This window comes from Pseudomonas sp. AG1028 (assembly GCF_007993955.1).
GTDB lineage: Bacteria > Pseudomonadota > Gammaproteobacteria > Pseudomonadales > Pseudomonadaceae > Aquipseudomonas > Aquipseudomonas straminea.
This window is the reverse complement of record NZ_VIVP01000001.1, coordinates 149864-176036: the sequence shown is the minus strand read 5'-3', so window position 1 is coordinate 176036 and position 26173 is coordinate 149864. Positions and strand designations below refer to the sequence as shown.

Below are 26173 nucleotides of genomic sequence, written 5' to 3'. Positions count from 1 at the left end.
TGTCATTCCAGTAACAGGGTGCGGGCGAGGCCTTCGACGTAGGCCTCGTCCTGTCCATTGGGGTGGGCGACGAACGCCAGGTGCAGGTATTCGTGGGTCAGGTCGAGGCGATCCTGTAGGGAGAAGAAGCCGCGCACGAAAATGCGCTGCCGCTCACGATCCACATAGGGCCGCCCGGAAGCCAGTTGGCAAACGGTGAACTGCTGAATTTCTTCATACCCCGGCTCCATGTCCAGGCGCGGGCGCCAGTCGCGGCGCTGCTTGCGCAGCCACTGCTCGGCAGCGACCAGCGGCTGGCAGGCGGCCACGGGCTTGTCCCAACGGCTCAGGGTGGCACGCGGGAAGGCGCGAGCGAGGATGGCGTCGTAACGCAGGCCACTGTTCGCCTGCTCGACCGCTTGGCTCCAGGCCAGACGATCAGGCCCCGGCTGGGTGCTGTGATAGGTCACCGGCGAGCCGGCCAGCACCAGGTCGGCCGTCCACGCGGCGATATCCTTGGCGCCCTGGCTGGCCGGGCGCGGCGCCACGCGCTGGCTGGCGCTGCTGTCGTCGATGCGCAGGCATTCGCCACGGCGACCGGCGCTCTGCAACAGGTAGGTGCGCGCAGCGATGGCCAGTGCCTTGGCGGCCTCGGCGGGCTGCGCCGAGGCCTCTCGATCCAGCACCCGGGCCACGTAGTCTTCGCGCTGCAGATGGGCAGTGAGCTGCTGGCCCTCGTTCGTACGTTCGAGAAACAGCTCGCCGTGGCTTTCGATGGGCAGGCGGTTGCCATTGGCGAACTCGACCTCGTAGCGCCCGTTGAGCACACCCGGCTCCATGGCCGCGTCACTGCCCTCGCGCCGCAGCTGACGCAACGGGTAGCGGGCGAACAGGCGCACCTCGACGCAGCTGCCGGCCTCGCTTGGCCAGGCCGCTGGCAGCACCTGGCCGAGCGCCTCGGCATGGCGCTTGAGCACCATCACGCTGGTGCCCGAGCCGCCCGCCCAGACGGGCGTGCCGTCGGCCAGCCAGCCGGCGAAACCACCCTGGCGCGCCTGGGGATCGTTATCGGCCAGCCAGCTCCAGGTCTTCACCCGCAGGCGGCTGCCCAGGGCGCTGACGGTCGAGCCGTCGCCGGCCAGCACCACGTCCAGCAGCACCTTGCGGGCATCGGCCTGGGCGGGCAATTGCGCAAGTTGCGTGAGCAGTTGCTGAATGGAGACGCGGGTCGCCGGCGCCAGGCGCTGGCGCTCGCTGATCCAGCTCGGCGCCTTGCGGGCCTGCCAGTAGCGCGACCAGTCGTCTTGGTCCAGCTGCAGATTCTCCTGCGCGAAATACAGACCGCAGGATTTGACCAGCGCCTGATCCCGATCGATGCGCTCGCCCGGGTTGCAGCAATACACCTCTTCCTTGTCCTGCCCGCGGCACTGATAGCCGTTGTCCGGCTGTTTGGTGTCGACCAGATAGGCGTAGACGAACAGCTTCCACAGGCTGCCCAGCGGCGCCTCCAGGCTGTCAGACAGAGCTTCGCGGCTGAGCAACCGCTGCCCGTCGAGGCGCAACAACTCGCTGCCGTCGGCCCGTAGCCAGGCCAGCGACAGCGGCGCTTCGCTGGCCATCGCCGAACCGCCCAAGGCGGCCAGCAGGGCTAGCGAAACGAGCAGGCCGTACTTACTCAACGGTTACCTTCTGCAATGCGGGCTCGCTCTCGAGTGCCTGCTGGCCCGGCGCGTAGAGGCGCACGTAGCGAGCCGGCGGCAACACGAACTCGCCCTTCTGCGAGAAGCGCACCAGGTGACGCAGCACCAGTTCGCCTTGCAGGGCGTCCACCGGCACCGCATAGCTGAGTTCGCCCGGCTCGTTGCGGGCCTTTTCCAGCGCCGCGGCTTCATCGCCACCCAGGCCGCTGACCTGGATGCCCCAGGTGGTGCGCTCCACATCGGCGCCCGGCGGCAGCGGCACTTCCAGCATGCCGTAGCGCAGGATCTGTTCGCCTTCGCTGCTGAGGGTCACTTCGTCCAGGTACAGGTCGGCGCTGGATATCTCGTCCTTGCCGACTTCTTCGGCACGGAACTCGAAGGCCTTTTCGCCCGGTACCAGCCGCAGCAGACGACGCTTGACGGTGACCGGCACATTGCTCGGCGCAGCCTGGGCGCTCTGGTAGTCGAGGCGTACGTCGTTCGGCTGATCCAGATCGCCGGCCACCTGCAGGGCCTGGGGCGGTTGCACGCCCGTCCACTGCCAGTAGTTGTCGCCGCTGGTGCCTTCCACGGCCTGCCAGTCGCCCTCCAGCGCTAGCGTCGGCTGGGCACTGCGCAGGTCCAGCGAAGGTTGCAGCCAGGTCAGCGCCAGGGCGCGTTCCAGGCCGGCCTGGGCCGGTGCCAGCTCGCCGAGCAGGCGCTGGGCGCGCTGACGATCCGGGCCATCGAGGTACAAGGCGACGGCCGCGACGAACGGCGACTGGCTCTCGGCCAGGCGACGACGGGCACCATCGAGTTGTACTTGCAGGGCCTCGTCGACCGGCACGTTGTTCTGCTGCGCCAGGCGATTGCCCAGCTCGCGGGCAATCGCCTGGCCCAGGGCCGAATCCGGCGCCGCCATCACCAGGCTGTCGCCTTCGCCAAGCACCACTTCCTCGCCCTCACCCGCGGCGGCCAGGTCATACACCAGGCCTTCGAGCAGGGTTTTCACCGGCAGGCCCATGTCGCGGGCGAACGCCAGGATCAGCGCACGCTGCAGCAGTGGCGTTTCTGGAGCGCGCTTGGCATAGAGTTCCAGCACGCGCTGCCAGTGCTCGGGCGGCAACTGAATGGCCAGGGCGCGGCTGGCGTGCCAGTCGGCGTAATAGGCGTAGGTGGTCAGGAAGGCGTCGCCATCGGCATCGCCGCCCCACCAGGTGAAGGTCGCTTCGGGACCAGCCATCTGCACCAGGCGCAGGCGGCTGTTCTGCATGATCAGGCGCAGGCGATCCTTGATGCGCGGCTCGCCGGCGGCCAGCGCCGGGTAGGCCAGGCTCAGTGGCAGCAGGCGGCTGGCGGTCTGCTCGACACCGCCATAGGGGTAGTCGAGCAGGTCGTCCAGCGCGGCGTTGAACAGGCCCGCGCCGCTGTCGGCCACGCGCAGTTGCACCTGGCTGGCATCGGCCGGCAATTGCAGCGGCGTGCTGCCCGGGAACACCGACAGGTGCTCGCTGCGCACCTGCTGCCAGCCGGGCGCCACGGTGCTCAGCTTGACGGCCAGCGCGTCGGCGATCTTGTCGGCCTGGCGCAGCTCGGCGCTGAAATCGCCAGCGGCGATCACTGCCTCTTCGACCGGCAGGTAGTTGATGCCCTTGGCCAACATCACCTCGCGGCGCTGCTCCTGCTCGCCATGACGAATCAGCAGCTCGGCCTTGGCGCCCGCCTCGCCCTGGTTGAAGGCGAACAGGCCCAACGCCGGTTTGTCACCGACGCGGAAGCGGCTCGGGCCGCTCCACTTCAGGTACAGCGGCTTTTCCGAGCGCACGAACTGGCGCTTCTGACCGACATCGCCGTCAGCGCTGACTGCTCGGGCGGTGATGCGCCAGCGGGTCAGCGAGTCCGGCATGCGGAAGCTGAAGCTCGCCTTGCCGTTGGCATCGGTGACCAGATCCGGCTGCCAGGCAGCGGTGTCGACTTCTTCGCGGCGCGGGCGCTCCAGCACCTTGACACCACGCTCGCTGCGGTTGGCGCGGCCCGGTGCACTGGGAATGCCCGGCAGGGCCAGGTCGTAGCTGATGAACGACAGGCTGGCGCTGGTGCGCACGTTGTTGCGGCGCGGGTGATAGAAGAACTGGTCGATGCCCGGGGCGATTTCCGGTTGCAGGGCGTAGATCATCTCGTCCACCACGCTGACCGTCAGGCGCGTCGGCACCGGCTTGCCTTCGAACAGGGTGCTCAGCTCGACGGTGACCAGCTCGCCCGGTTGCACCACCTCCTTGTCGGCCTTGATAGCGATGTCGATCTGCGGCGTGGCGACCTTGATGCCGGCGTTCTGGAAGCTGTAATCGCCGCCGCGGGTATACAGCGCCGAGAAGGTGATGTTCGGCGAGAAGGTCTTGCCGACCGGAATCCGCGCGCGGTACTGGGTGTCGGACAAACGCTCGAGCTTGAGCCAGTCGCCGCCCTTGGAGAGCAGCGCGGTGGCTTCGACCTTGTCGCGCTCCAGGGTCAGCAGCGCATCGCTGACCGGCTCGGGAAAGGTGATCAGCGCCAGGGCTTCGTCGCCGGCCTGGTACTCGGCCTTGTCGAGCACGATCTCGATGGTGCCGGCCACCGATTTGACGCCTTCGCCGCTGACCGAATGGCCGGTGGCGCCGAGGATCAGGCCACTGTCATCCTTGAGGGTGATGCTGTAGGTACCGGGGCGCTCGAAATTCAGCTCGAAGCCCTTGGCATCCGCCGCCAGCTCACCGTTGCCGGTGCTCTGATCTTCCAGGCGCACCCACTCGTAGCGGGCCGGTTTACGTTCACTGGCGCCTTCACTCTGATAGGTGAAGTTCACCGCCTGGCCGGCCGAACTGAAACGCTGCGGCGCGCTCAGGCGATAGCGGGCGGCGCCGCGCTCGATGAGGATTTCCTTGCTGGTCTTGACCCGGTAGGCGGCGCCATCGCTGGCGAACACGCTGAGCAGGTAGCGGCTCGGCTTGTCGGCAGCCGGCAGGTCGAGCGCCGCGCGGCCCTGGCTGTCGGTGCTGACTTCGCTACTGGCCAGCTCGACCGGGAACTGGCCGAGGTACTGCAGTTCGTTGTCGACCATCGACAGCTGCTGGGCACGCAGGCTCAGCTGCACCTTGGCGTTGGCCACCGGCTTGCCGTCCGGGTAAAGCAGTACCAGGGCGCCCTTGACCGGCTCGCCGGTGCGAAAGTCCGGCTTGTCGAGATCCAGTGACACCTCGAAGTGCGGCTTGATGTACTCGGCGACGCGGAAGGCGCTGCTGTACAGCCCGTCGCGGTAGGCGAAGCGCAGCTCGTAGCCGCCCGCCACGGCGTTGTCCGGCAGCTGGAAGCGAGCCTGGCCGCCACGGGCGCTGTCGAAATCGAGCTTCTGGGTCTGCAGCACGGTGCCGTTGGCATCGAGCACGCTGAGGCTGATCGGTGCGGTGCCGGCCGCTACGGATTCGCGGGCGTTCTTGAACTCGCGGCCGACGATCTTCACTTCCACCCAGTCGCCGGGGCGGTACAGCGGGCGGTCGGTGAAGGCGTACAGCTTGGTGTCATAGATTTCGCTGTCGTAATAGAAGTTCTCGGAAACGAACACGCCGCCGTCGACGTCCTCGCCTATCACGTAGGAGCGCTCCGGGCTGGCGTGGCCCAGGCGCAGCAGGCCCTGGGCGTCGGTCTTGCCGCTGGTCATCACGCCCACGCCATCGCTCCACAGCAGCTTGGCGTCGGCTACAGGGGTGCCCTGGTGCTTGTCGGCCGTCCACACCAGCAGCTCGCCGCCAGCGATCTTGCTGACCGCCACGGTGTTGGAGACGAACACCACGGTGGTGGCGCGGTACTTGCCGATGATCGCTTCGGCCAGATACAGGCCCGGCTTGAGCTTGCCCAGCGGCACGTAGACGTTACCCGAGGCGACGCTGACGAAGTTGCTCGACGAGCCGGACAGGTCGACGCCGGCAGGCGGCTCGATAGGCTTGGCTTCCCACAGCGGGTAGCGGAACTCGGCGACCAGCGGCAGGCCCTTCATCGGCGCGAATTGCACCTGCGGGGTGTACTCGGTGGGAGCGGCGATGGCGTTGCCCATCTTCAGCTCCGGCGCCTCCTCGGTGACCTGCTTGCGCGACTCGTAGGAGAAGGCGCGCTGCATCACCCGGCGGGATTTGCGGTACCAGTTGTCCCACAGGTACGACAGGGTGTTGGACAGCCCCTCGCCCTTGAACTGGCCCTCGGCGACCACGCGGTGCAGGTTCTTCTGGCGCTTGAGGAACTCCAGCGGCTGGTCGATGCGGTACAGGCGCATGTCCACGCCGCCGTAGCCTTCCATCCGATAACGGCGGTAATCGCGGCCCGGCGCCTCGAGGCGCACGGTGGCCACTTCATCGGCAGCGAAGCTCGAGTCGGCGAGCAGGAAGAACGACTCGCCGGCCAGCGGCGTGTAGCCGCTGGCCGGCACTTCGTCTTCGGAGTGAGCGGCCAGGGGCATGAGCGCCAGCAGCGCGACGGCGAGCAGACGGTTCATCGCGCGAGGAAATTCAGCCGATAGATGCCGATAAAGTTGGGGTTGGCGTCGTCGGGTATCCATCGGGTGTCCTTCCATGTCATGAGTTGTTGCAGGCTGACGGCACGCATGCCGTTATCCGTGGGAGTGGTGGTGCCGGTGTGGTAAACGATGTCGCGGCCCATCCAGATCATCAGGTGCTGGTCGTCGCCCTGGTCGAAGAACATCAGGTCGCCGGGGCGCGCCTGGTTCAGGTCGCGACCGACCAGAGCGCTGTTGAACTGGATCATCTTGATCGCGTTGACGTAGGGGCCGCGCTTGCCGCCGCCCTGCTCCCAGTTCTGCGCCAGCGTGCGTTGCGCGTCGCTCAGCTGCAGCTCGGGCGGCAGGTAACGATTGGACAGGCCATTGGCGCGCAGCCACTTGGCGTCGTGCACCTTGAGCGCCTCGTTGGCGGCGAAACGCACTAGACCTACGCAATCCTGCTGATACCAGCGCGGGCTCGGGCCCTGGCGCAGCTGCTCTTGGGCGATACGCACGAACCAGGCGCGAAAGATCTGCGACTGCTCGGGATCGAGGCCGGGCGCCTGCTCGGCGCGCGCGCACAGGCCAAACGCGAACAGCGCCGCAGCCAGCAGCACGCGCCAGGCCGGCATGGCAGTGATCAAAGCGCGCGCCATTCGAGCGGAATCCACTTCCAATCGTCATCGGCTTCGGTGTCTTTGGGCAGCGTCAGCGCGAACTGGCCATAACCGCCGAGGGCGCGCAGCTTGGGCAGCAGGTGGGTGTCGGCGGCGTTGCGGAATACCGGCTCGTAGTTGGCCGGCAGGCTGTCCAGGGTTTCCTGTTCGAGCAGGCGCGACAGGCCTTCGGGCGCCAGGTATCCGGGCACCACGCCGTCGGCTGGCAGCACTTCGGCCAGTGGCGGGAAACGCTTGTTCAGCGTATCGAGCGCCTTGTTAACCAGCCGGTCATCCAGGGAGAACAGCAGGGTCTGGCCTTGACGCGCCAGGCTCACCCGGAAAAAGCCCTGAGAGACCAGCGCATCGGGGATGGCGCCCTGCTCCGCCGGGTACTGGCCGAAGTTGGAGCCCACCTCGCGGCGCCAGGTGTGGCCATCGGCCGTGGCCTGGCTTTCCACCGGAAAGCGACCGTTCTCGGCATTGGGCTCGAAGGCGCCGATCATGCCGTCGAACAGCCCGCCGATGGCCTGATCCAGCTCCGGCGTGGCGGCTTCATCCAGATGGGCGACCAGCAGCGGCGAGTGCAGCCGCGAGTCGGCGTACCAGCACAGGCCGGCAACGTTGCCCAGGCGCTTGCGCAGCTCTTCGCTGGCCTGCTCGCTGGCGCCGACCTTGGCCAGCAGTTTTTCGGCGCTGCCCGGCGCCACCGGCACCGCCACGCAAGCGCTGGCGCCCATGGGCATGGCTTTCCAGATCGCCGTGAAGTCCATGGCCGGCTGGTCGTCCACTTCGTTCAGTGCCAGGAAGCTGCTCCAGCCGCCCTCGCCCTTCTCGAAACGCACCCCGGCAAAGGCCGGGAAGAAGCGCTGATAACCGAGTGCGACGTACTCGCCGCTCAGGGAAATGCGCTGCTGCTCGGTTTCGCGAGCCTTGAGGCCGAAGCGCTTGGCGAAGGGATTGTCACCATCGAGCAGTGCCTCGACGGATTCGGTGGCGTCGCGGCCGAGCTTGTCGCCCTCGCCGAACAGCATGCCGGGCGATGACAGCACCAGCAGTTTGTCGCCATGGCTGGCCAACAGCAGGGCGCGATCACCCAGGTAATTGAGGCGGTACAGCGGCACGCTGCTGCCATCGACGCGCAGCTCACCGGCCTGGCTGAGCTGGGTGTCGTCCAGCGCCACATGGGCCAGGGGCTCGAGTACCTTGGCCAGGCCGCCGCGCTGCATGACCATCACGAAGTGCTTGAGCTTGCCGTCGGCGCCCTTCCAAAGGGCGACGTCGGCGGGCTGGTCGAGCAACTCGTCGAGCAAGTTGTCGCGCAGTTTCAGGTCACGCTCGTAGATGATCCGCCGCAGGCTGCCGACCAGCCCGAGGCGGTCGGCGTTGTGCTCGTAATAGAACACGAAGTCCTCGGTGAGGGTGTCGCGCAGCAGCGGCACGGCCAGCAGGTCCTTGGGCAGACGGCTGAGCGAGGCGCTTTCGATCAGCGCATCGGGGTGTTTGAGGTCCAGGCCCAAGGCGCTGCGCTCACCGAGTTCGCGTGAGTCCTGACCGCAGGCAGCCAGCAGGCCGGCCGTCAGCAGCAGAGCGACGTGGCGCAGGTGGGCAGTGGTATTCCGGTTCATCCGAGCCTCGGGATATCAGTAATTGAAGGATTTCACGAAAAGCAGCTCGCCAATGGCGCGCAGCGGTACCACGAAGGTCTCGCGCTTCTCGTTGACGGTGTTCTCGTTGAAGATCAGGTTGATCTGCGCGGTGATGATCTCGTTCTGGTTGCTGCCGGCCTCGAAGTTGTAGCCCTCGCTGCCCAGGTTGCCCCAGTAGTTCACGTAGATCAGGTAGGTACCTTGCAGCGGCGCAGTCATGGTGAACATTTCCGGGCCGGGACCATCGACGCTGTCGACATCCAGGCCGCCGCCATTGGTGAGTACCGGGTGGCTCCAGAACGCGTGCTGGCCATCCGGGGTGACCACATGCAGGTCGAGCTCGGCCTTGGGATCGTCCCAACCGAGCACCATGCGGATTCGCGCCGGCGTGCGCAGGTTATTGGCCTCGTAGAACTGCACGCGCTTGAGCGATTTGCCCTCGCCAGCCACCAGCTCCACGCTATTGGAGCCCGCACCAAAGGCGTAAGGCCGGGCAAAGCTGCCCTGCTCATCGGTGTACAGCGGCAGCGGGTTGCCGTTGACCACTAGCCGATGTGGCGCACGCAGCTGACCGATGTTCTTGAGAGTACCTTCGATCAGGCTGCGCCCACGCTGGGCGCCGCGGTCGATGGGCGGCGTCGGGTACGCCACACGGGCGTCGCTATCGCCATCGTTGAGGCCGTAATAGCGCCAGCCGCCGCTGGGGCCTTGCAGGGAAACGGACGGTGCGGTCTGCCCAGGCTCGGCCCAGCTCAATGGCATGGCAAGCAGGGCGCAGAGCAGCAGCACCAGCCGCGAGGCGACCGGTGCGCGCCGAAAGGCTCGGCATCGCAGAGGGAAACGAACCACCGCACTGCACTCCTTGTGCTGGCTCAGCAGCGCTGGCGCCCGCACTCACACTGTTGGCTCTGAGAAAAGAAATCGCTGCGTGCGGCGTCATCAGCCGCATTGGGCGGCGCCGTCACATCAGGTTACACGCTGGGCAGGAATGCTAGCGAGTTGCCCGGAGGCTGACAATCGTGGCACTTGCGAATCGGTACTGGATCACAATCAACGCGCGTCCGCTCACAACAATCGCCGTCAAACCCATCCCGCCCACTGCAACAGCAACAACCCGACGTTGGTGGTGACCACCGCGGCCAGCGTAGTGATCACGATGATAGCTGCGGCCAGCTGGTAGTTACCATTCACCGCCCGGGCCATGACGAAGCTCGACGCTGCCGTTGGGCTGCCCAGATAGAGGAACAGGATCGCCAGGTCGGCGCCGCGGAAGCCCAGAGCCCAGGCGCCGATGGTCGCCAGAAATGGCAGCCAGACCATCTTCATCAGGCTGGAGCTGACCGCCATGGCGCTGCTCTCGCGCAGCGAGGCCAGGGACAGCGTGCCGCCGATGCAGATCAGTGCGAGCGGCAGGGTCATCTGCGCGAAGTACTCGGCGGAGACCATGGTCCAGTGCGGCAGCGGCACCCTCCAGTAGGCGACGGGAATGGCCGATAGCACGCCGATGATCAGCGGGTTGGTGAAAATGCTCTTGCACAGCGACCAGGGGTCGGCCTTCATGCCTGGCGCGTAGATGTTCAGCACAATGGCCGACAGCACGTTGTAGCATAGGATCACGATACCACCGAGCACCGCGCCTACCGACAGGCCATAGTCGCCGAACATGCTGGTGGCCAGGGCCAGACCAACGATGCCGTTATTGCCGCGAAACGCACCCTGGGTATAGATGCCGCGGTCTACCTTCGGGCAACGCCAGATCGACCACAACCAGGCCAGGGCGAAGCTCGCCACGGTAGCGAATACGAAGTAGCCGATCAGCGCCGGTTGCAGCGCGGTGCTCAGGTCCGCCTGGACGATGCTGATGAACAGCAGCGTCGGCATGGTGCCGCGAAACACCAGGGACGAGGCGGTATCGATGAAGGGGTCGTCGATCCAGCGCAGCCGCTTGAGCAGCACGCCGAGAAACAGCATGGCGAAGACGGGGGCGGTGATCGCCAGTGTCTGCTGGACTACAGCGAGCATGGAGGTTCCGAAGGGTGAAGAGGCCATGGAAAGCGCCGACGCGCCTGCGCTCAGGCACGTCGATAGGCTGCTAATGATAGCAAGGCTTCAGCCCCTCGGGCGGGCGCTTGTCAAGGCGCGCCGCTCGCAAGCAATGCGACTGACCTTAGCGGCGAACCGGGCGCTTCTGCAGTTTGCGCTGCAGGGTACGGCGGTGCATACCCAGGGCGCGGGCGGTCGCCGAAATGTTGCCCTCATGCTCGGTCAGCACGCGCTGGATGTGCTCCCACTGCAAGCGATCCACCGACATGGGGTTTTCCGGCACCAGGGTGTCGAGGTCGGCGTGCTGGGTCAGCAATGCGGCGAGCACGTCATCGGCATCAGCCGGCTTGCACAGGTAGTTGCAGGCGCCGCGTTTGATGGCCTCCACGGCGGTGGCGATGCTCGAGTAACCGGTAAGGATCACCACGCGCATCTCGGCATCCAGTTCCAGCAGCTTGGGCAGCAGCACCAGGCCGGAGTCGCCTTCCATCTTCAAGTCGAGCACGGCGTAATCGGGCAGATCCTGGGTAGCCAGCGCCAGACCTTCCTCGGCGGAAGCGGCGGTGGACACGCGCAGCCCGCGGCTGCTCATGGCGCGGGCCATCACGCGGGTGAAGGTGGGGTCATCGTCGACCAGCAGCAGGTGGGGCTGTTCTTCGCTTTCCAGCAGCGTTTCGTCACTCATGGGTCCACTCCTCAAAATATGCTCGCGGCCTGCCGGCTCGGCAGTACGGCGTATCGACAAACCTGCGCCGGGCTCACACCCGGGCGTAGGCGCGCGGCAACTTGAGCTCGGTGAGCGTGCCGCCTTCTTCATGGTTATACAGCTTCACCGTGCCGCCGGCGCGGCTGACGCTGGCCTGGCTGAGAAACAGGCCGAGGCCGAAGCCCTTGCCTTTGCCCTTGGTGGTGAAGAACGGCCGGCCCAACTGCTCGGCGATAGCCAAGGGTACACCGGCGCCGTAGTCACGGATGCTCAGGCGTACCCACTGGTGATCCCAGTCCAGGCTGATTTCCAGGTTGTCCGGGCAGGCATCGGCGGCGTTGTTGAGCAGGTTGAGCAGCGCCTGAGTGAGGTCGGCCGGCGGCATCAGCTGCGGCGACTTGCCCACACCCAGGCACTCGTAACGGTAGCTGGCTTCGGGGCGCATCAGGTGCCAGCGGTTTAGGGTGGTTTCCAGCCAGCTGACCGCCGGCATTTCCACCACGGCCTGGCGACGGTCCGCCTCGGCGGCGCGCACCAGGTGCTGCAAGGTTTCCTTGCACAGCTTGACCTGCTCCTGCAGCAGCGCCAGGTCCTCCTGCAGCAGCGGATTCTGGTGCTCGCGGCGCAGCTCCTTGATCAGCACGCTCATGGTTGCCAGCGGCGTGCCCAGCTCGTGGGCGGCGCCGGCAGCCTGGGTGGCGACGGCCAGCAACTGCTGGTCACGCATGCCCTCCTCGCGGCGCTCGGCGCGCAGTTTTTCCTGCTGGCGCAGTTCCTCGGCCATCTTGGCGACGAAGAAGGTGATCAGCCCCGCCGCCAGGGCGAAGCTCAGCCACATGCCGTACACCAGCAGGCTCTCGCGTGGCCCCACGGGCAGTTGCAGCGGGTGCGACCAGACCAGCAGCAGCGTGTAGGACGCCAGCGCCATGCCGCCGAGAATCATGGTGAACAGCCATGGCAGCGTCGCGGCGGCGATGGTCAGCGGCACCAGGTAATAGGACACGAAGGGGTTGGTGGAGCCGCCCGAGTAATACAGCAGCACGCTGTGGATGATCAGGTCGAAGCCCAGGTGAATGGCGTACTCGGCCTCGGTAACCGGCCAGGGCCCGCGCAAGCGCAGCGCCGTCAGCAGGAACAGCACCAGGGACGCGCCCAGGGTGATGCTCAGCTGCAGCCAGGGCAGCGGCAACAGATCGGATTTATACGCCAGGCCAACCGAACCGGCTTGCGCGGCCAGCACCAGGAGGCGAATCAGGGTCAGCCGCCAGAGGTTCTGGCGACTGGCGGACAACAACTGAACAGGGGCCAGCATCAACTCTCCTAAAGGCTCATGGCGAGCCCGGCGAGTATAACCAAGGCCACCTGCCGGCTGATGCGGCAACGCGCCGCAGCAGCCCAGGCGGCAGGCTCGATTGCATCGTCATGCGCGTGCGCACGCGCAAGTCATGAGGTACAGCCCGCTGCCCTCATCCTTACCGGAATAAGAATGGCACCACGCCACATGTCATCGTACAACACAGCTATATCGCCGTTTTTCGCGGCAGGTTCCCGCCTATACCGCGCGACAAAACCGAGCAATAACGCACGTCAAAACGGTTAAAAACCCGTAAATCAACGCCTAATTCTTCTTTAGTTATAAAAATAAAATTCAATATTCATATATTTATGTTGTATGACAACATATTTCTTGAGAGCGTATATATGTAACAAATTGTCTCAGAGCGCTCACGAAAGCAGCCCTGAACAATCACCAGTCTCCAAGAATAATTCAGGTGAAATAATGAGAATAAAAGGTATCCGGTGGTGGATGGTCAGCCTGGTCACTGCCGGCCTGGTCATCAACTACCTCGCTCGCAACACCCTGTCGGTCGCCGCCCCTACGCTGATGACCGACCTCGCCATCAGCACCGAGCAATACGCCAAGATCGTCGCCGCCTGGCAGATCTGCTACGCCCTCATGCAGCCCATTGCTGGCTGGGTCATCGACTTCATCGGCACCAAACTGGGTTTCGCGGTGTTCGCCATTGGCTGGTCCATCGCCTGCGCATCTGCCGCGCTGGCTACCGACTGGAAGAGCATGGCGTTCATGCGCGGTCTGCTCGGCATCACCGAAGCGGCTGGCCTACCGGCTGGCGTGAAGGCCACCACCGAATGGTTCCCGGCCAAGGAGCGCTCGGTGGCCATCGGCTGGTTCAACATCGGCTCCTCCCTTGGCGCGCTGCTGGCGCCACCCCTGGTGGTCTGGGCGATCCTGCACAGCGGCTGGCAGCTGGCGTTTCTGATCGTCGGCGGCTCGGGCCTGGTGTGGACGCTGCTGTGGGCCTGGCTCTACAAGCACCCGCGTGACCAGAAGCGCCTGGGCGACGAAGAGCGCGACTACATCCTTTCTGGTCAGGAAGCCCACCTGCACAGCGAGAAGCGTGAGAAAGGCGCCTGGAAAGGCATCTTCAAGGTGCGCAACTTCTATGCAATCGCCGCCGCGCGGGTGCTGTCCGAACCGGCCTGGCAGACCTTCAACGCCTGGATTCCGCTGTACCTGATGACCGAGCGGCACATGAACATCAAGGAAATCGCCATGTTCGCCTGGCTGCCCTTCCTTGCCGCCGACATCGGCTGCGTGCTCGGCGGCTACCTGAGCCCGTTCTTCCACCGCTACTGCAAGGTATCGCTGTTCACCTCGCGCAAGATGGTGCTGCTGTTCGGCGCCAGCTGCATGATCGGCCCGGCCTGCATCGGCCTGGTGGAAAGCCCGTACACGGCGATTCTGTTGCTGTGCATCGGCGGTTTCGCGCACCAGACGCTGTCCGGCGCGCTCTACTCGATCACCTCCGACTCCTTCAAGAAAGATCAGGTGGCCACTGCTACCGGCCTGGGCGGCATGTGCGGCTACCTGGGCGCTGCAGCCTTCACCCTGGTGTTCGGCGTGCTGGTCACCCAGATCGGCTACAGCCCGCTGTTCGTGGTACTGGCGATCTTCGATATCGTCGCTGCCATTCTGGTCTGGACCGTCGCCCGCGAACGGCATGACACCGGAGCGCCGGCGCCCACCCCGCTGCCTGACGCCCACGTCACTCCCGCCTGACCGCACACCACGCCCGGCACTGGCTGGGCGTGGTTCCCCGCTGCGCCGTCTACTGTCTGAAAAGCGCTGTCTACCTGCCCTGCAAAAAAATTTGCCGAACCTTGACCCGGTTACCCGATGTCCTTCGTCTACCTTGATGAACGCGGCAGCCAGCCGCACGTAACCGAAAAGGAATCGCCATGCTGCCACTGTCCCGCCTCGCCACCGCACTGGCCTTCACCACCGCCGGCCTGCTGAGCATCGCCGCGCACGCCGAAGAGCCGCGCTACAACCAGATTTCCCTGAGCACCCAGGTCAGCCATGAAGTGGCCCACGACCTGATGCAGGTCACCCTGTACACCGAAGCCCAGCAAAAGGACCCGGCGGCACTGGCCGCCGAGATCACCCGCACCCTCAATGCCGGCCTGACCCAGGCCCGCGGCGTGAAGGGCGTGACAGTTTCCCAGGGCAGCCGCAACAGCTACCCGGTATACAGCGAGAAAGGTGAAGAAATCAGCGCCTGGCGCGAGCGTGCCGAAATCCGCCTGGAAAGCGCCGACTTCGCCGCCCTCTCCAAGCTCACCGGCGAGATGCTGAAAACCCTGAAGATGGGCGTCATGAGCTTCAGCATTGCCGACGCCACCCGCAAGAAGGAAGAAGACGCGCTGATCAAGGACGCCGTCGCGGCCTTCAAGGAGCGCGCCCAGCTGACCACCGAAGCCCTGGGCGGCAAGAGCTACAAGCTGGTCAGCCTGAACCTCAACAGCGGCGGCTTCGTACGTCCACCGATGCGCATGGAGGCCATGAAGGCCTCGGCGTTTTCCGACAGCGCAACGCCAGAGGTCGAAGCCGGTACCAGCCAGGTGACCATGAACGCCGACGGTGTGATCGAGGTGCAGCTGTAATCCGCCTGCCGGCGTCACAAAAGAGGAGGTTGCGAGCGTGCTCGCAACCTCCTCTTTTTTTGCCCGGCGCTTTTCGGCACAGCCCGTGCATAGGCTGAAACAAGGTCTAGGCTCAAGGCAGGCTCGTCACCATCCGACACGCCACGCTTCAACGCAGCAGACCCCTCAGGAAAAATCACAACAGACATGAGGTAACCATGCACAAGAACGCCTTTATTCAGGCTTTTGTCGTCGCCGGCCTGATAGCCAGCGCCCCCTTCGCACAGGCAGCCGGCAATCTGGTGTACTGCTCCGAAGGCAGCCCCGCGGGCTTCGACCCGGGGCTCTACACCACCGGCACCGATTTCGATGCCGCAGCGGAAACCGTCTTCAACCGCCTCTCGCAGTTCGAGCGTGGTGGCACCTCGGTGATGCCGGGCCTGGCGGAGAAGTGGGACATCAGCGATGACGGCCTCACCTACACCTTCCACCTGCGTAAAGGCGTGAAATTCCACACCACCGACTACTTCAAGCCGAGCCGCGAATTCAACGCCGACGACGTGCTGTTTACCTTCAACCGCATGCTCAACAAGGACGACCCGTTCCGTAAGGCCTACCCCACCGAGTTCCCGTACTTCACCGACATGGGCATGGACAAGAACATCGCCAAGCTCGAAAAGGTCGACGAACACACGGTGCGCTTCACCCTCAACACGGTCGACGCCGCCTTCATCCAGAACATGGCCATGAGCTTCGCCTCGATCCACTCCGCCGAATACGCCGCCCAGCTGCTCAAGGCCGGCAAGGCATCGGAAATCAACCAGAAGCCCATTGGCACAGGCCCGTTCGTGTTCAGCCGGTACCAGAAGGACGCGCAGATCCGCTACAAGGGCAACAAGGAATACTGGAACCCGGATGACGTGAAGATCGACAACCTGATCTTCGCCATCAATACCGACCCGTCGGTGCGCATGCAGAAACTGCGTGCTGGCGAGTGCCACGTCAGCGTTTACCCGCGCCCCGCCGACCTGGAAACCCTGAAGAAGGATCCCAAGCTGCAGATGCCTGATCAGGCTGGTTTCAACGTCGGCTACCTGGCCTACAACACCGAGCACAAGCCGCTGGACAAGCTGGAAGTGCGCCAGGCGCTGGACATGGCGATCAACAAGCCGGCGATCATCAATGCCGTGTACCAGGGCGCCGGCCAGGTGGCGGTCAACGGCATGCCGCCGACCCAGTGGTCCTATGACGACACCATCAAGGACACCCCCTACAACCCGGAAAAGGCCAAGGAGCTGCTCAAGGCCGCCGGCGTGAAGGAAGGCACCGAGATCACCCTGTGGGCCATGCCGGTGCAGCGCCCGTACAACCCCAACGCCAAGCTGATGGCCGAGATGCTGCAGGCCGACTGGGCCAAGGTCGGCATCAAGGCACGCATCGTCAGCTACGAGTGGGGCGAGTACAACAAACGCGCCAAGGCCGGCGAGCACGACACCCTGCTGATCGGCTGGACCGGCGACAACGGTGACCCCGACAACTGGCTGGGCGTGCTGTACGGCTGCGACTCCATTGGCGGCAACAACTACAGCCGCCTGTGCAACAAGGAGTTCGACGCGCTGATCAAGAAAGCCAAGGCGATCAACGACCGCGACGAGCGTACCGCGCTCTACAAGCAGGCCCAGCAGCTGCTCAAGGCCGACGTGCAGAACACGCCAATCGCCCACTCCACGGTGTACCAGCCGATGAGCACCCGGGTGAAGGACTTCAAGATCAGCCCGTTCGGCCTGAACTCCTTCTACGGTGTGAGTATCGAGTAATCCCTGCAGCGTGAATGAAAACGCCCGGCCAATCGGCCGGGCGTTTTCGTTTCCGGGAGCCTGTTCGTGATCTTGCAGATCGACTTCAGCGCGTTGCCTGCAAAAGGTGAGAGCGGCCAATGAATGCGTGGCTTTGTAGGAGGGGCTTCAGCCCCGAGCTCTTTGTTTGCCTTGATAAAAAGCTCGCGGCTAAAGCCACTCCTACCAGATCGCCCGATGTCCGCTTTTGCCTTTCATATCGCCCAGAAATCGGCTCCAGGGACGCTTCAGGCATTCAACCCGAATGGATCATCCACCGAGTGGCTGGGCTGGGTAAACCAGCACGGGCCTTCGACCGTCATATAGAAGTGATCTTCCAGGCGGACGCCGAACTCACCCGGCACGCAGGCCAGCGGCGTGTCGTCACGCGCCAACGAAAGCGGGTGCTCAGCCAGCCCATCACGGGGTTCGCGACTATGCGCAAATAAGCAGGCTCGCCACCACTAAAGCGGCAAGCACTGGCCGGCACCAGACAGAGCCCGTGAGCGCGATCCAGTACGGCATCGCATAGGCAATGGGAAAAGGATCGCAAACGGGTTATTAGCAGCAAACCAGATGATCTTGTAGAAAAAATCCAGAGTGCGGCATGCTCCATCGACACACCGGTTCACACCTGTCGACAGGACATTCATGGACAAGACCCTATTCAAACCCTTGCTACTGACCACCGCACTGTTGGCCTGTGCGCCAATGGCCCAGGCCGCCAGCACCCTGGTTTACTGCTCCGAGGCCAGTCCGGCCGGCTTCGACCCCAGCCAGTACACCAGCGGCACGGATTTCGATGCGTCGGCGGAAACCGTGTTCAACCGCCTCACCCAGTTCAAGCGTGGCGGCACCGAGGTCGAACCGGGGCTGGCCACCGAGTGGCAGGTGGCCAATGACGGGCTGAGTTACACCTTCCACCTGCGCAAGGGTGTGAAATTCCATACCACCGACTATTTCACGCCGAGTCGGGACTTCAACGCCGACGACGTGCTGTTCACCTTCAACCGCCTGCTCGACCCCGAGCAGCCATTTCGCAAGGCCTATCCTTCGGAGTCGCCCTACTTCACCGACATGGGCCTGAACACCACGATCAAGAGCGTGGAAAAGCTCGACGACTACACCGTGCGCTTCAACCTCAACAATGTCGATTCCGCTTTCGTGCAGAACCTGGCGATGAGCTTCGCCTCGATCCAGTCGGCCGAGTACGCCGCCAAGCTGCTCAAGGAAGGCAAGGCTGGCGAGATCAACCAGAAGCCGATCGGCACCGGGCCGTTCGTGTTCAAGCGCTACCAGAAAGATTCCAGCATCCGCTATACCGCCAACCGGCAGTACTGGAAGCCCGAAGACGTGAAGCTCGACAACCTGATCTTCTCGATCAACACCGACGCCGCCGTGCGCCTGCAGAAGCTCAGGGTCGGCGAATGCCAGGTCAGCGGCTACCCGCGGCCCGAAGATATCGAACTGGCCGAGAAGGACCCGAACCTCAAGGTACTCAGCCAGCCGGGCTTCAACCTGGGCTTCCTGGCCTATAACGTCACGCACCCGCCACTCGACCAGCTCAAGGTGCGCCAGGCATTGGACATGGCCATCGACAAGCCGGCGATCATCAAGGCCGTTTACCGCAGTGCCGGGCAAGTGGCCGAGAACGCCCTGCCGCCTGGCCAGTGGGGCTTCGACCCGAAGATCAAGGACGCCCCGCACGATCCGCAAAAGGCCCGGCAACTGCTCAAGGAGGCCGGCATCGTCCCCGGCACTCAGATCAACCTGTGGGCCATGACCGTACAGCGCGCCTCCAACCCCAATGCCAGGCTCTCGGCCCAGATGATTCAGGCCGACTGGGACAAGATCGGCATCAAGGCCAATATCGTCAGCTACGAGTGGGGCGAGTACATCAAGCGCGCCAAGGCCGGCGAACACGACGTGATGATCTACGGCTGGACCGGCGACAACGGCGACCCGGACAACTGGCTGGGTGTTCTCTACAGCTGCGCAGCGGTCAAGGGCAGCAACTATGCCAAGTGGTGCGACCCCGCCTATGACAAGCTGGTCACCCAGGCCAAGACCACCAGCAACCGCGACGAGCGCATCAAGCTGTATCAGCAGGCCCAGCAGATCCTCAAGGCTCAGGTACCGATCACCCCGATCGCCAACTCCCGGGTGTTCCAGCCCATGCGCAAGGAGGTGCAGGACTTCCGCATCAGCCCGTTCGGCCTGACGCCCTTCTACGGCGTCAGCATCGACTGAACCAGCGCGGTGAATGAAAAACGCCCGGCCAATTGGCCGGGCGTTTTCGTTTCCAGGGACCTGCTCACAATCTTGCGGATCGACTCAGCGCATATCTGCAAAAAAGGCAGGAGCGGCCGGTCGCGTAATCCGTAGGAGGGGCTTTAGCCCCGAGCTCTTTGGTGACCTTTATAAAAAGCTCGGGGCTAAAGCCCCTCCTACATTCTCACCGGCCACTTCTGCCTTGCAGCAGTCTCTTTAATGTAGCCTCAAAGATAAGCCCAAGGGGCGGTTCAGGCATTCAACCCGAATGGATCATCCACCGAGTGGCTGGGCTGGGTAAACCAGCGCGGGCCTTCGGCCGTCATGTAGAAGTGATCCTCCAAACGGATGCCGAACTCGCCAGGCACACAGATCATCGGCTCGTTGCTGAAGCACATGCCTTCGGCAAGCGGCGTATCGTCGCCACCGACCAGGTACGGGCCTTCGTGGATGTCCAGGCCGATGCCGTGACCGGTGCGGTGCGGCAGGCCCGGCAGTTTGTAGGCCGGGCCCAGGCCGGCGGCTTCCAGGCTGCGGCGGGCTGCCGCGTCGACACTGGCGCAGGGCGCGCCGAGCACGGCGGCTTCGAAGGCAGCCTGCTGGGCGGCCTTTTCCTTGTTCCAGAACTCGCGCTGGCGCTCGCTCGGCGTGCCGAAGACGTAGCTGCGGGTGATGTCCGACAGGTAGCTGTGCACCTGGCAGCCGGTGTCGATCAGCACCATGTCGCCGTCCTTCAGGGTCTGCGCATGTTTGACACCATGGGGGAAGGCGCTGGCCGGGCCAAACAGCACGATGCAGAAGATCGAACCCGGCGCGCCGACCTTGCGGTGTGCCTGACGAATGAATTCGACGACTTCGGTGGTGGTGATGCCTTCGTGAAGGATGCTCGCCGCGGCCTTGTGCACTTCCAGGGTCATGTCCTTGGCGCGTTGCATCAAGGCGATTTCGGCGGCCGACTTGCGCTGGCGGCACAGGGCGGTAACCGACCCGGCGTCGACGAAACGGTAACCGCTGGTCAGCTTGCGAATGCCCTCGAACATGAAAAAAGGCAAGGAGGAACAAAGACCTACCTGAGGCGGCGTACCATCGTTGGGCGTTACGCCAAGGCGACGCAGGCAGCGCAGCAGCAGCGCGTAGGGGCTCTCGTGCTCCTCCCAGGTGTTGATGGTGCCCGGCACCTCCTGAAAATCACGCACCGTGCCTTCCTCGAAGGCGGGAGCCAGGTATTCCACCTCGCCGCTGGCCGGCAGGATGGCGCCGACCATGCGCTCGCTGGGGTTCCACTTGACCCCGGTGAAGTACTGCAGGTTGCTGCCGGCAGCCACGAACAGCGCCTCGATGCCCTGCTCACGCATCAGCGCCTGGGCCCGTGCGATGCGTGCCCGGTACTCCGCTTCACCGATCGGCTGCGCGCCGGCCGTCATGTCCTGCAAGCGCGCCAAGGCCTGCTCCGGCGTGCTACCGCCCACTCCCAGTGTCATCTGCACATCCTCGTCTGGCGACGGCAGCGGAGATCGCTGCCGGGTCATTCACTGCGGCAAAATTTAAGTGCAACTTAAATTTTGGTCAAAGCATTTTTCAGTGGCACTTAAATAGTGCGCAATCTGACGGCTGAAGTCCCTACGCTGGCTGGGTATACTGCGCCCACTCCAACAACGAACTTTGCCCATGACCGCAGATCGCATTGGCGAACGCCTGCGCCGCTACCGGCGGGCCGCCGGCAAGACCCTCAACCAGGTGGCCGCCGACGCCGGCCTGACCGCCAGCTTCCTGTCCCAGGCCGAGCGCAACCTCACCGGCGTGTCGATCTCGTCCCTGGCGAGCATCGCCAAGTCCCTGAACGTGCCGCTCAACGCCCTGTTCGACCAACCCGTGCAGGCGCAGCCCGACTCCCACGTCAACGAGCGCGTGCGCTACACGGTTGGCGGCCAACTGCTGGCCTACGAGCGCCTGTCCAGCTCTTTTCCCGGCAACTCGATCAACGCCGTGAAAATGAATATTCCGGTGGGCTACGAATCGGAGCTGATCGCCCACGAGGGCGTGGAGTTCTCCTACGTGCTGGCCGGGCATATCGTCTACACCATCGAAGGTCGCGACTATCCGCTCGGCCCTGGCGACTCCGTGCATTTCGATGCCGGCAAGCTGCACCGGCTGATCAACGCCGCCGACGAGCCCGCCGAAGTGCTCACCATGACCACCATGCAATTGTTCGGCGATAGCCCAGCGCAAGAGTGATTTTCGCCCCAATTCAGGGCAAATATGCGCAATGTTAGTGCCGCTTAATTTTTGTTGACCGAAATTTCAGCATGACTTAATTTCGAGCCCGACCCGGTGGGCTATCCGCTTTCACCGCATATCGAGCTCGCGCTGAACCCAGGCGCGAACAAAAAGAAAAAAGAGGTTCGCATGCGCATGTCTCTCCTGTGCAAGGCTCTGCTCACGGCAGGTCTGCTCTCCAGTGTTTCGCTCGCCCAGGCCAGCAATCTGGTGTATTGCTCCGAAGGCAGCCCAGGTGGGTTCGACCCCGGCCAGTACACCACCGGTACCGACTTCGATGCGGCGTCGGAAACCATCTTCAACCGCCTGGCCGAATTCGAGCGTGGCGGCACCAAGGCTCAGCCGGGCCTGGCGACTTCCTGGGACATCAGCGAAGACGGCCTGACCTACACCTTCCACCTGCGCGAAGGGGTCAAGTTCCACACCACTGATTACTTCAAGCCGAGCCGCGAATTCAACGCCGACGACGTGCTGTTCACCTTCAACCGCATGCTCGACCGCAACCACCCGTTCCGCAAGGCGTACCCCAGCGAGTTCCCGTATTTCACCGATATGGGCCTGGACAAGAACATCGCCAAGGTCGAGAAGAAAGATGACCACACCGTGGTCTTCACCCTCAAGGAAGTGGACGCCGCGTTCGTGCAGAACCTGGCGATGAACTTCGCCGGCATCCATTCCGCCGAGTACGCCGACCAGTTGCTCAAGGCTGGCAAGGCCGCAGAAATCAACCAGAAGCCCATCGGCACCGGCCCGTTCGTGTTCAGCCGTTACCAGAAGGACGCGGCGATTCGCTACAAGGGCAACAAGGAATACTGGAACCCGGATGACGTGAAGATCGACAACCTGATCTTCTCCATCAACACCGACGCTTCGGTGCGCGCCCAGAAGCTGCGTGCCGGCGAGTGCCAGATCACCCTCAACCCGCGCCCGGCCGACCTCAAGGGCCTGCAGGCCGACAAGAACCTCAACGTGCCGACCGCCCCGGGCTACAACCTGGGCTACATCGCCTACAACGTGACCCGCGCGCCGTTCGACAAGCTCGAGGTGCGCCAAGCGCTGGACATGGCGGTGAACAAGAAAGCCATCATCGACGCCGTGTACCAGGGCGCCGGCCAGCTGGCCGTCAACGGCATGCCGCCGACCCAGTGGTCCTACGACGAGTCGATCAAGGACGCGCCCTACAACCCGGAAAAGGCCAAGGAACTGCTCAAGGCCGCCGGCGTGAAGGAAGGCACCGAAATCACCCTGTGGGCCATGCCCGTGCAGCGCCCCTACAACCCCAACGCCCGTCTGATGGCCGAAATGCTGCAGGCCGACTGGGCCAAGGTCGGCGTCAAGGCACGCATCGTCAGCTACGAGTGGGGCGAGTACATCAAGCGCGCCCACGCTGGCGAGCACGACGCCATGCTGATCGGCTGGACCGGCGACAATGGTGACCCCGACAACTGGCTCGGCACCCTGTACGGCTGCGCCTCGGTAGACGGCAACAACTTCTCCAAGTGGTGCAACGCCGAGTACGACAAGCTGGTAGTGGCCGCCAAGCGCGTGACCGACCAGAACGAGCGCAGCGAGCTGTACAAGCAGGCTCAGGTGGTGCTCAAGCGTGAAGTGCCGATCACCCCGATCGCCCACTCCACCGTCTACCAGCCGATGCGCACCAGCGTGAAGGGCTTCCAGATCAGCCCGTTCGGGCGTAACAGTTTCATCGGTGTCAGTAACGACTGATGGCGTAACGGCCGGCTAGCGGACAACCGCGAGCCGGTCAGCCAACCGACAAGCCCGAGTGACCCGCGCGATGAGCGCTCAGGCCTTGGGCTTGGCCACTGGCTAATCATGCCGCAAGACCGATGATGCACATCTCTGAACCACGGCTCACGGCCTGCCCCTTGCAGGCCGTACGTCTATGCTGACCTCAACCGCGGGGGACATCCGATGAAGACACTACCGCTACGCGCTGCCCTGGCCGCCCTGGTTCTCGGCGCCGCCGGCAATCTGGCCGCCAAACCGCTGGTGGTATGTACCGAGGCGAGCCCCGAGGGTTTCGACATCGTGCAGTACACCACCGCGGTGACCGCCGATGCCTCGGCCGAGACGGTGTTCAACCGCCTGGTCGACTTCAAGCCCGGCACAACGGACATTCAGCCGGCGCTGGCCGAAAGCTGGGAGATCAGCGACGACGGCCTGACCTACACCTTTCACCTGCGCAAAGGCGTGAAATTCCACACCACCGATTACTTCACGCCGAGCCGCGAATTCAACTCCGACGACGTGCTGTGGAGCCTCAATCGCCAGCTCGACCCCAAGCACCCGTGGCACGCCAAGGCCAGCGTGGGCTATCCCTATTTCGAGAGCATGGCGTTCCGCGACCTGCTCAAGTCGGTGACCAAGACCGACGACCACACCGTGGTCATCACCCTGAACCGCCCCGAAGCCCCGTTCCTGCGTGACATGGCCATGCCCTTTACCTCGATCTACTCCGCCGAATACGGCGACCAGCTGCTCAAGGCCGGCAAGACCGGCGAGCTCAACAGCAAGCCGATCGGCACCGGGCCGTTCATCTTCCAGCGCTACAACAAGGACGCCCAGGTTCGCTTCAAGGCCAACCCCGACTACTTCCGCGGCAAGCCGCCGGCCGACCCACTGATCTTCGCCATCGCCACCGACAACAACACCCGCCTGCAGAAGCTGCGCGCCAACGAGTGCCAGGTGGCGCTGTACCCCAAGCCTGATGACGTGCCGTCGATCAAGGCCGATGCCAACCTCAAGGTCGACGAGATCGAGGCCATCGTCACCGGCTATATCGCCATGAACACCGAGCACAAATACCTGAGCGACGTGCGCGTGCGTCGGGCGATCAACCTGGCCTTCGACCGCCAGCGCCACGTCGAACAGCTGTTCGGCAAGGGCAACGCGCTGGTGGCGGTCAATCCGTACCCGCCGGTGCTGATCGGCTACAACGACGATAACCGCAACCCGCCCCGCGACCTCGACAAGGCCCGAGCCCTGCTCAAGGAAGCCGGCGTGCCGGAAGGCGCCGTGATCACCCTGTTCACCCGCAGCGGCGGCGGCCAGACCAACCCCAACCCGCGCCTGTCGGCAGAAATGCTCCAGGCCGACCTTGCCGAGATCGGCCTGAAGCTCGATATCCGCGTGATGGAGTGGGGCGAGATGCTGCGCCGTGCCAAGAAGGGCGAAGGCGACCTGGTGTCCTCCGGCTGGGCCGGCGACAACGGCGACCCGGACAATTTCCTGACCCCGCTGCTGAGCTGCGATGCGGCGAAAAACGGCGAGAACTATGCGCGCTGGTGCAACCCTAAGTTCCAGGACCTGATCACCCAAGCCCGCGGCGTGACCGACAACGATCAACGTGCCGGCCTCTACCGCCAGGCTCTGGCGATCTACGCCGAGGATCAACCCTGGATCAACGTGGCCCACCCGAAACTGTTCACCGCCATGCGCAAGAACGTCGAGGGCTATCACATCAGCCCACTGACCAATAACAACTTCGCCACCACCCAGGTGAAGTAGATAAAAACACACCGTCGGCGGTACACACGCCGGCGGGCTGCCTGACCGGCCAATGAGGTACCTCCCACGATGTTGAGTTTTATTGCCCGGCGCCTGGGCCTGCTGATCCCCACGTTCTTCGGGGTTACGCTGCTGACCTTCGCGCTCATCCGCATGATCCCCGGCGACCCCGTGGAAGTGATGATGGGCGAGCGGCGCGTCGACCCGCAGATGCACGCCGAAGCCATGGAGCGTCTGGGCCTGAACAAGCCCCTGTACGCCCAGTACTTCGATTACATCGGCCAGCTGGCCCAGGGCGACCTGGGTGAATCGCTGCGCACCCGCACCCCGGTGTGGAGCGAGTTCACCACCCTGTTCCCCGCCACCCTGGAGCTGACCCTGGCCGCGCTGCTGTTTTCCGGCACGCTGGGGCTGATTGCCGGGGTGATCGCCGCGCTCAAACGGGGCTCGTTATTCGATCACGGGGTGATGGGCATTTCCCTGGCTGGCTATTCGATGCCGATCTTCTGGTGGGGCCTGCTGCTGATCATGTTCTTCTCGGTGTGGCTGGGCTGGACGCCGGTATCGGGACGTATCGACCTGCTCTACGACATCCAGCCGGTGACCGGCTTCATGCTGATCGACACCCTGCTGTCCGACGAGGAAGGCGCGTTCGGCAACGCCCTGCGCCACCTGATCCTGCCGGCCATCGTGCTGGGTACCATTCCGCTGGCGGTGATCGCCCGCATGACCCGCTCGGCGATGCTCGAAGTGCTGCGTGAGGACTACGTGCGCACCGCCCGCGCCAAGGGCCTGTCGCCGGCCCGCGTAGTGTTCGTGCACGGCCTGCGCAACGCACTGATTCCGGTGCTCACCGTGTTCGGCCTGCAGGTCGGCACGCTGCTCGCCGGGGCGGTACTGACCGAAACTATCTTCTCCTGGCCGGGCATCGGCAAGTGGCTGATCGAGTCCATCGGTGCCCGCGACTACCCCGTGGTGCAGAACGGCATCCTGCTGATCGCCTGTCTGGTGATCCTGGTCAACTTCGTGGTGGACATCCTCTATGGACTCGTTAACCCACGCATTCGCCACCAGCGCTGA

At 64.2% G+C, this 26173-nt stretch carries 17 protein-coding genes and 1 pseudogene; 8 read left to right on the top strand and 10 right to left on the bottom strand.

Annotated elements, in window-relative coordinates; all coding sequences use genetic code 11:
- Window positions 1-2 precede the first annotated feature (2 nt).
- The 8 genes from FB481_RS00730 to FB481_RS00695 form a co-directional block, all read right to left on the bottom strand.
- Window positions 3-1598, bottom strand: a complete 1596-nt coding sequence (locus FB481_RS00730; RefSeq protein WP_178109818.1) for a DUF2300 domain-containing protein — start codon at window positions 1596-1598, stop codon at window positions 3-5.
- A 52-nt stretch (window positions 1599-1650) separates the two neighbouring features.
- A complete protein-coding gene (locus FB481_RS00725) occupies window positions 1651-6180 on the bottom strand; it encodes an alpha-2-macroglobulin (RefSeq protein WP_147174795.1) in 4530 nt (1509 codons plus the stop codon).
- A complete protein-coding gene (locus FB481_RS00720) occupies window positions 6177-6815 on the bottom strand; it encodes a DUF1175 domain-containing protein (RefSeq protein ID WP_093504295.1) in 639 nt (212 codons plus the stop codon). Before FB481_RS00720 ends, FB481_RS00725 begins: the two co-directional genes overlap by 4 nt.
- 8 nt (window positions 6816-6823) lie before the next feature.
- Window positions 6824-8467, bottom strand: a complete 1644-nt coding sequence (locus FB481_RS00715) for a DUF2138 domain-containing protein (protein WP_147174794.1) — start codon at window positions 8465-8467, stop codon at window positions 6824-6826.
- Between the two features lie 15 nt (window positions 8468-8482).
- On the bottom strand, window positions 8483-9250 hold the full coding sequence (locus FB481_RS00710) for a YfaP family protein (protein ID WP_093504297.1): 768 nt from the start codon (window positions 9248-9250) through the stop codon (window positions 8483-8485).
- Window positions 9251-9568: 318 nt separating this feature from the next.
- Entirely contained in the window at window positions 9569-10510 is a 942-nt protein-coding gene (locus tag FB481_RS00705) for an AEC family transporter (RefSeq protein WP_147174793.1), read from the bottom strand.
- 145 nt (window positions 10511-10655) lie between these two features.
- Window positions 10656-11216 (bottom strand): response regulator transcription factor, encoded by a 561-nt coding sequence (locus FB481_RS00700; protein ID WP_147174792.1) that lies wholly within the window; start codon window positions 11214-11216, stop codon window positions 10656-10658.
- Window positions 11217-11289: 73 nt separating this feature from the next.
- On the bottom strand, window positions 11290-12549 hold the full coding sequence (locus FB481_RS00695) for an ATP-binding protein (RefSeq protein ID WP_013792793.1): 1260 nt from the start codon (window positions 12547-12549) through the stop codon (window positions 11290-11292).
- A gap of 468 nt (window positions 12550-13017) precedes the next feature.
- Here FB481_RS00695 and FB481_RS00690 point away from each other — a divergent pair, with 468 nt between their 5' ends.
- The 3 genes from FB481_RS00690 to FB481_RS00680 all read left to right on the top strand — a co-directional run bounded on the left by FB481_RS00690 (window position 13018) and on the right by FB481_RS00680 (window position 16999).
- Window positions 13018-14319: an MFS transporter gene (locus FB481_RS00690; RefSeq protein WP_147174791.1), complete on the top strand. Its 1302-nt coding sequence runs from the start codon at window positions 13018-13020 to the stop codon at window positions 14317-14319.
- 179 nt (window positions 14320-14498) lie between these two features.
- A complete protein-coding gene (locus FB481_RS00685) occupies window positions 14499-15203 on the top strand; it encodes an SIMPL domain-containing protein (RefSeq protein ID WP_147174790.1) in 705 nt (234 codons plus the stop codon).
- Window positions 15204-15400: 197 nt separating this feature from the next.
- A complete protein-coding gene (locus tag FB481_RS00680) occupies window positions 15401-16999 on the top strand; it encodes an ABC transporter substrate-binding protein (RefSeq protein ID WP_093504244.1) in 1599 nt (532 codons plus the stop codon).
- 266 nt (window positions 17000-17265) lie between these two features.
- Here FB481_RS00680 and FB481_RS00675 read toward each other — a convergent pair.
- A pseudogene (locus FB481_RS00675) lies at window positions 17266-17394 on the bottom strand (aminopeptidase P family protein); the annotation flags it as partial.
- 274 nt (window positions 17395-17668) lie between these two features.
- Here FB481_RS00675 and FB481_RS00670 point away from each other — a divergent pair.
- The gene (locus tag FB481_RS00670) at window positions 17669-19267 is read left to right on the top strand and encodes an ABC transporter substrate-binding protein (RefSeq protein WP_147174789.1); all 1599 of its coding nucleotides are present in this window, start codon (window positions 17669-17671) and stop codon (window positions 19265-19267) included.
- 272 nt (window positions 19268-19539) lie between these two features.
- Here FB481_RS00670 and FB481_RS00665 read toward each other — a convergent pair whose 3' ends face one another.
- Entirely contained in the window at window positions 19540-20769 is a 1230-nt protein-coding gene (locus tag FB481_RS00665) for a Xaa-Pro peptidase family protein (protein WP_147174788.1), read from the bottom strand.
- Between the two features lie 187 nt (window positions 20770-20956).
- On the opposite strand from FB481_RS00665, the gene FB481_RS00660 reads away from it, so the two are divergent.
- The 4 genes from FB481_RS00660 to FB481_RS00645 all read left to right on the top strand — a co-directional run bounded on the left by FB481_RS00660 (window position 20957) and on the right by FB481_RS00645 (window position 26173).
- On the top strand, window positions 20957-21523 hold the full coding sequence (locus tag FB481_RS00660) for a helix-turn-helix domain-containing protein (protein WP_147174787.1): 567 nt from the start codon (window positions 20957-20959) through the stop codon (window positions 21521-21523).
- Between the two features lie 171 nt (window positions 21524-21694).
- Window positions 21695-23290: an ABC transporter substrate-binding protein gene (locus tag FB481_RS00655; protein WP_093499791.1), complete on the top strand. Its 1596-nt coding sequence runs from the start codon at window positions 21695-21697 to the stop codon at window positions 23288-23290.
- 207 nt (window positions 23291-23497) lie between these two features.
- Complete coding sequence (locus tag FB481_RS00650; RefSeq protein WP_147174786.1) at window positions 23498-25093, top strand: ABC transporter substrate-binding protein; 1596 nt, start codon at window positions 23498-23500, stop codon at window positions 25091-25093.
- Between the two features lie 69 nt (window positions 25094-25162).
- Window positions 25163-26173, top strand: a complete 1011-nt coding sequence (locus tag FB481_RS00645) for an ABC transporter permease subunit (RefSeq protein ID WP_093499795.1) — start codon at window positions 25163-25165, stop codon at window positions 26171-26173.

Bases quoted from the DNA above. Each gene is read 5' to 3' on its own strand.
- FB481_RS00730 (WP_178109818.1), bottom strand. From the start codon at position 1,598: ATGGCCAGCGAAGCGCCGCTGTCGCTGGCCTGGCTACGGGCCGACGGC.
- FB481_RS00725 (WP_147174795.1), bottom strand. From the start codon at position 6,180: ATGAACCGTCTGCTCGCCGTCGCGCTGCTGGCGCTCATGCCCCTGGCC.
- FB481_RS00720 (WP_093504295.1), bottom strand. From the start codon at position 6,815: ATGCCGGCCTGGCGCGTGCTGCTGGCTGCGGCGCTGTTCGCGTTTGGC.
- FB481_RS00715 (WP_147174794.1), bottom strand. From the start codon at position 8,467: ATGAACCGGAATACCACTGCCCACCTGCGCCACGTCGCTCTGCTGCTG.
- FB481_RS00710 (WP_093504297.1), bottom strand. From the start codon at position 9,250: ATGCCATTGAGCTGGGCCGAGCCTGGGCAGACCGCACCGTCCGTTTCC.
- FB481_RS00705 (WP_147174793.1), bottom strand. From the start codon at position 10,510: ATGCTCGCTGTAGTCCAGCAGACACTGGCGATCACCGCCCCCGTCTTC.
- FB481_RS00700 (WP_147174792.1), bottom strand. From the start codon at position 11,216: ATGAGTGACGAAACGCTGCTGGAAAGCGAAGAACAGCCCCACCTGCTG.
- FB481_RS00695 (WP_013792793.1), bottom strand. From the start codon at position 12,549: ATGCTGGCCCCTGTTCAGTTGTTGTCCGCCAGTCGCCAGAACCTCTGG.
- FB481_RS00690 (WP_147174791.1), top strand. From the start codon at position 13,018: ATGAGAATAAAAGGTATCCGGTGGTGGATGGTCAGCCTGGTCACTGCC.
- FB481_RS00685 (WP_147174790.1), top strand. From the start codon at position 14,499: ATGCTGCCACTGTCCCGCCTCGCCACCGCACTGGCCTTCACCACCGCC.
- FB481_RS00680 (WP_093504244.1), top strand. From the start codon at position 15,401: ATGCACAAGAACGCCTTTATTCAGGCTTTTGTCGTCGCCGGCCTGATA.
- FB481_RS00670 (WP_147174789.1), top strand. From the start codon at position 17,669: ATGGACAAGACCCTATTCAAACCCTTGCTACTGACCACCGCACTGTTG.
- FB481_RS00665 (WP_147174788.1), bottom strand. From the start codon at position 20,769: ATGACACTGGGAGTGGGCGGTAGCACGCCGGAGCAGGCCTTGGCGCGC.
- FB481_RS00660 (WP_147174787.1), top strand. From the start codon at position 20,957: ATGACCGCAGATCGCATTGGCGAACGCCTGCGCCGCTACCGGCGGGCC.
- FB481_RS00655 (WP_093499791.1), top strand. From the start codon at position 21,695: ATGCGCATGTCTCTCCTGTGCAAGGCTCTGCTCACGGCAGGTCTGCTC.
- FB481_RS00650 (WP_147174786.1), top strand. From the start codon at position 23,498: ATGAAGACACTACCGCTACGCGCTGCCCTGGCCGCCCTGGTTCTCGGC.
- FB481_RS00645 (WP_093499795.1), top strand. From the start codon at position 25,163: ATGTTGAGTTTTATTGCCCGGCGCCTGGGCCTGCTGATCCCCACGTTC.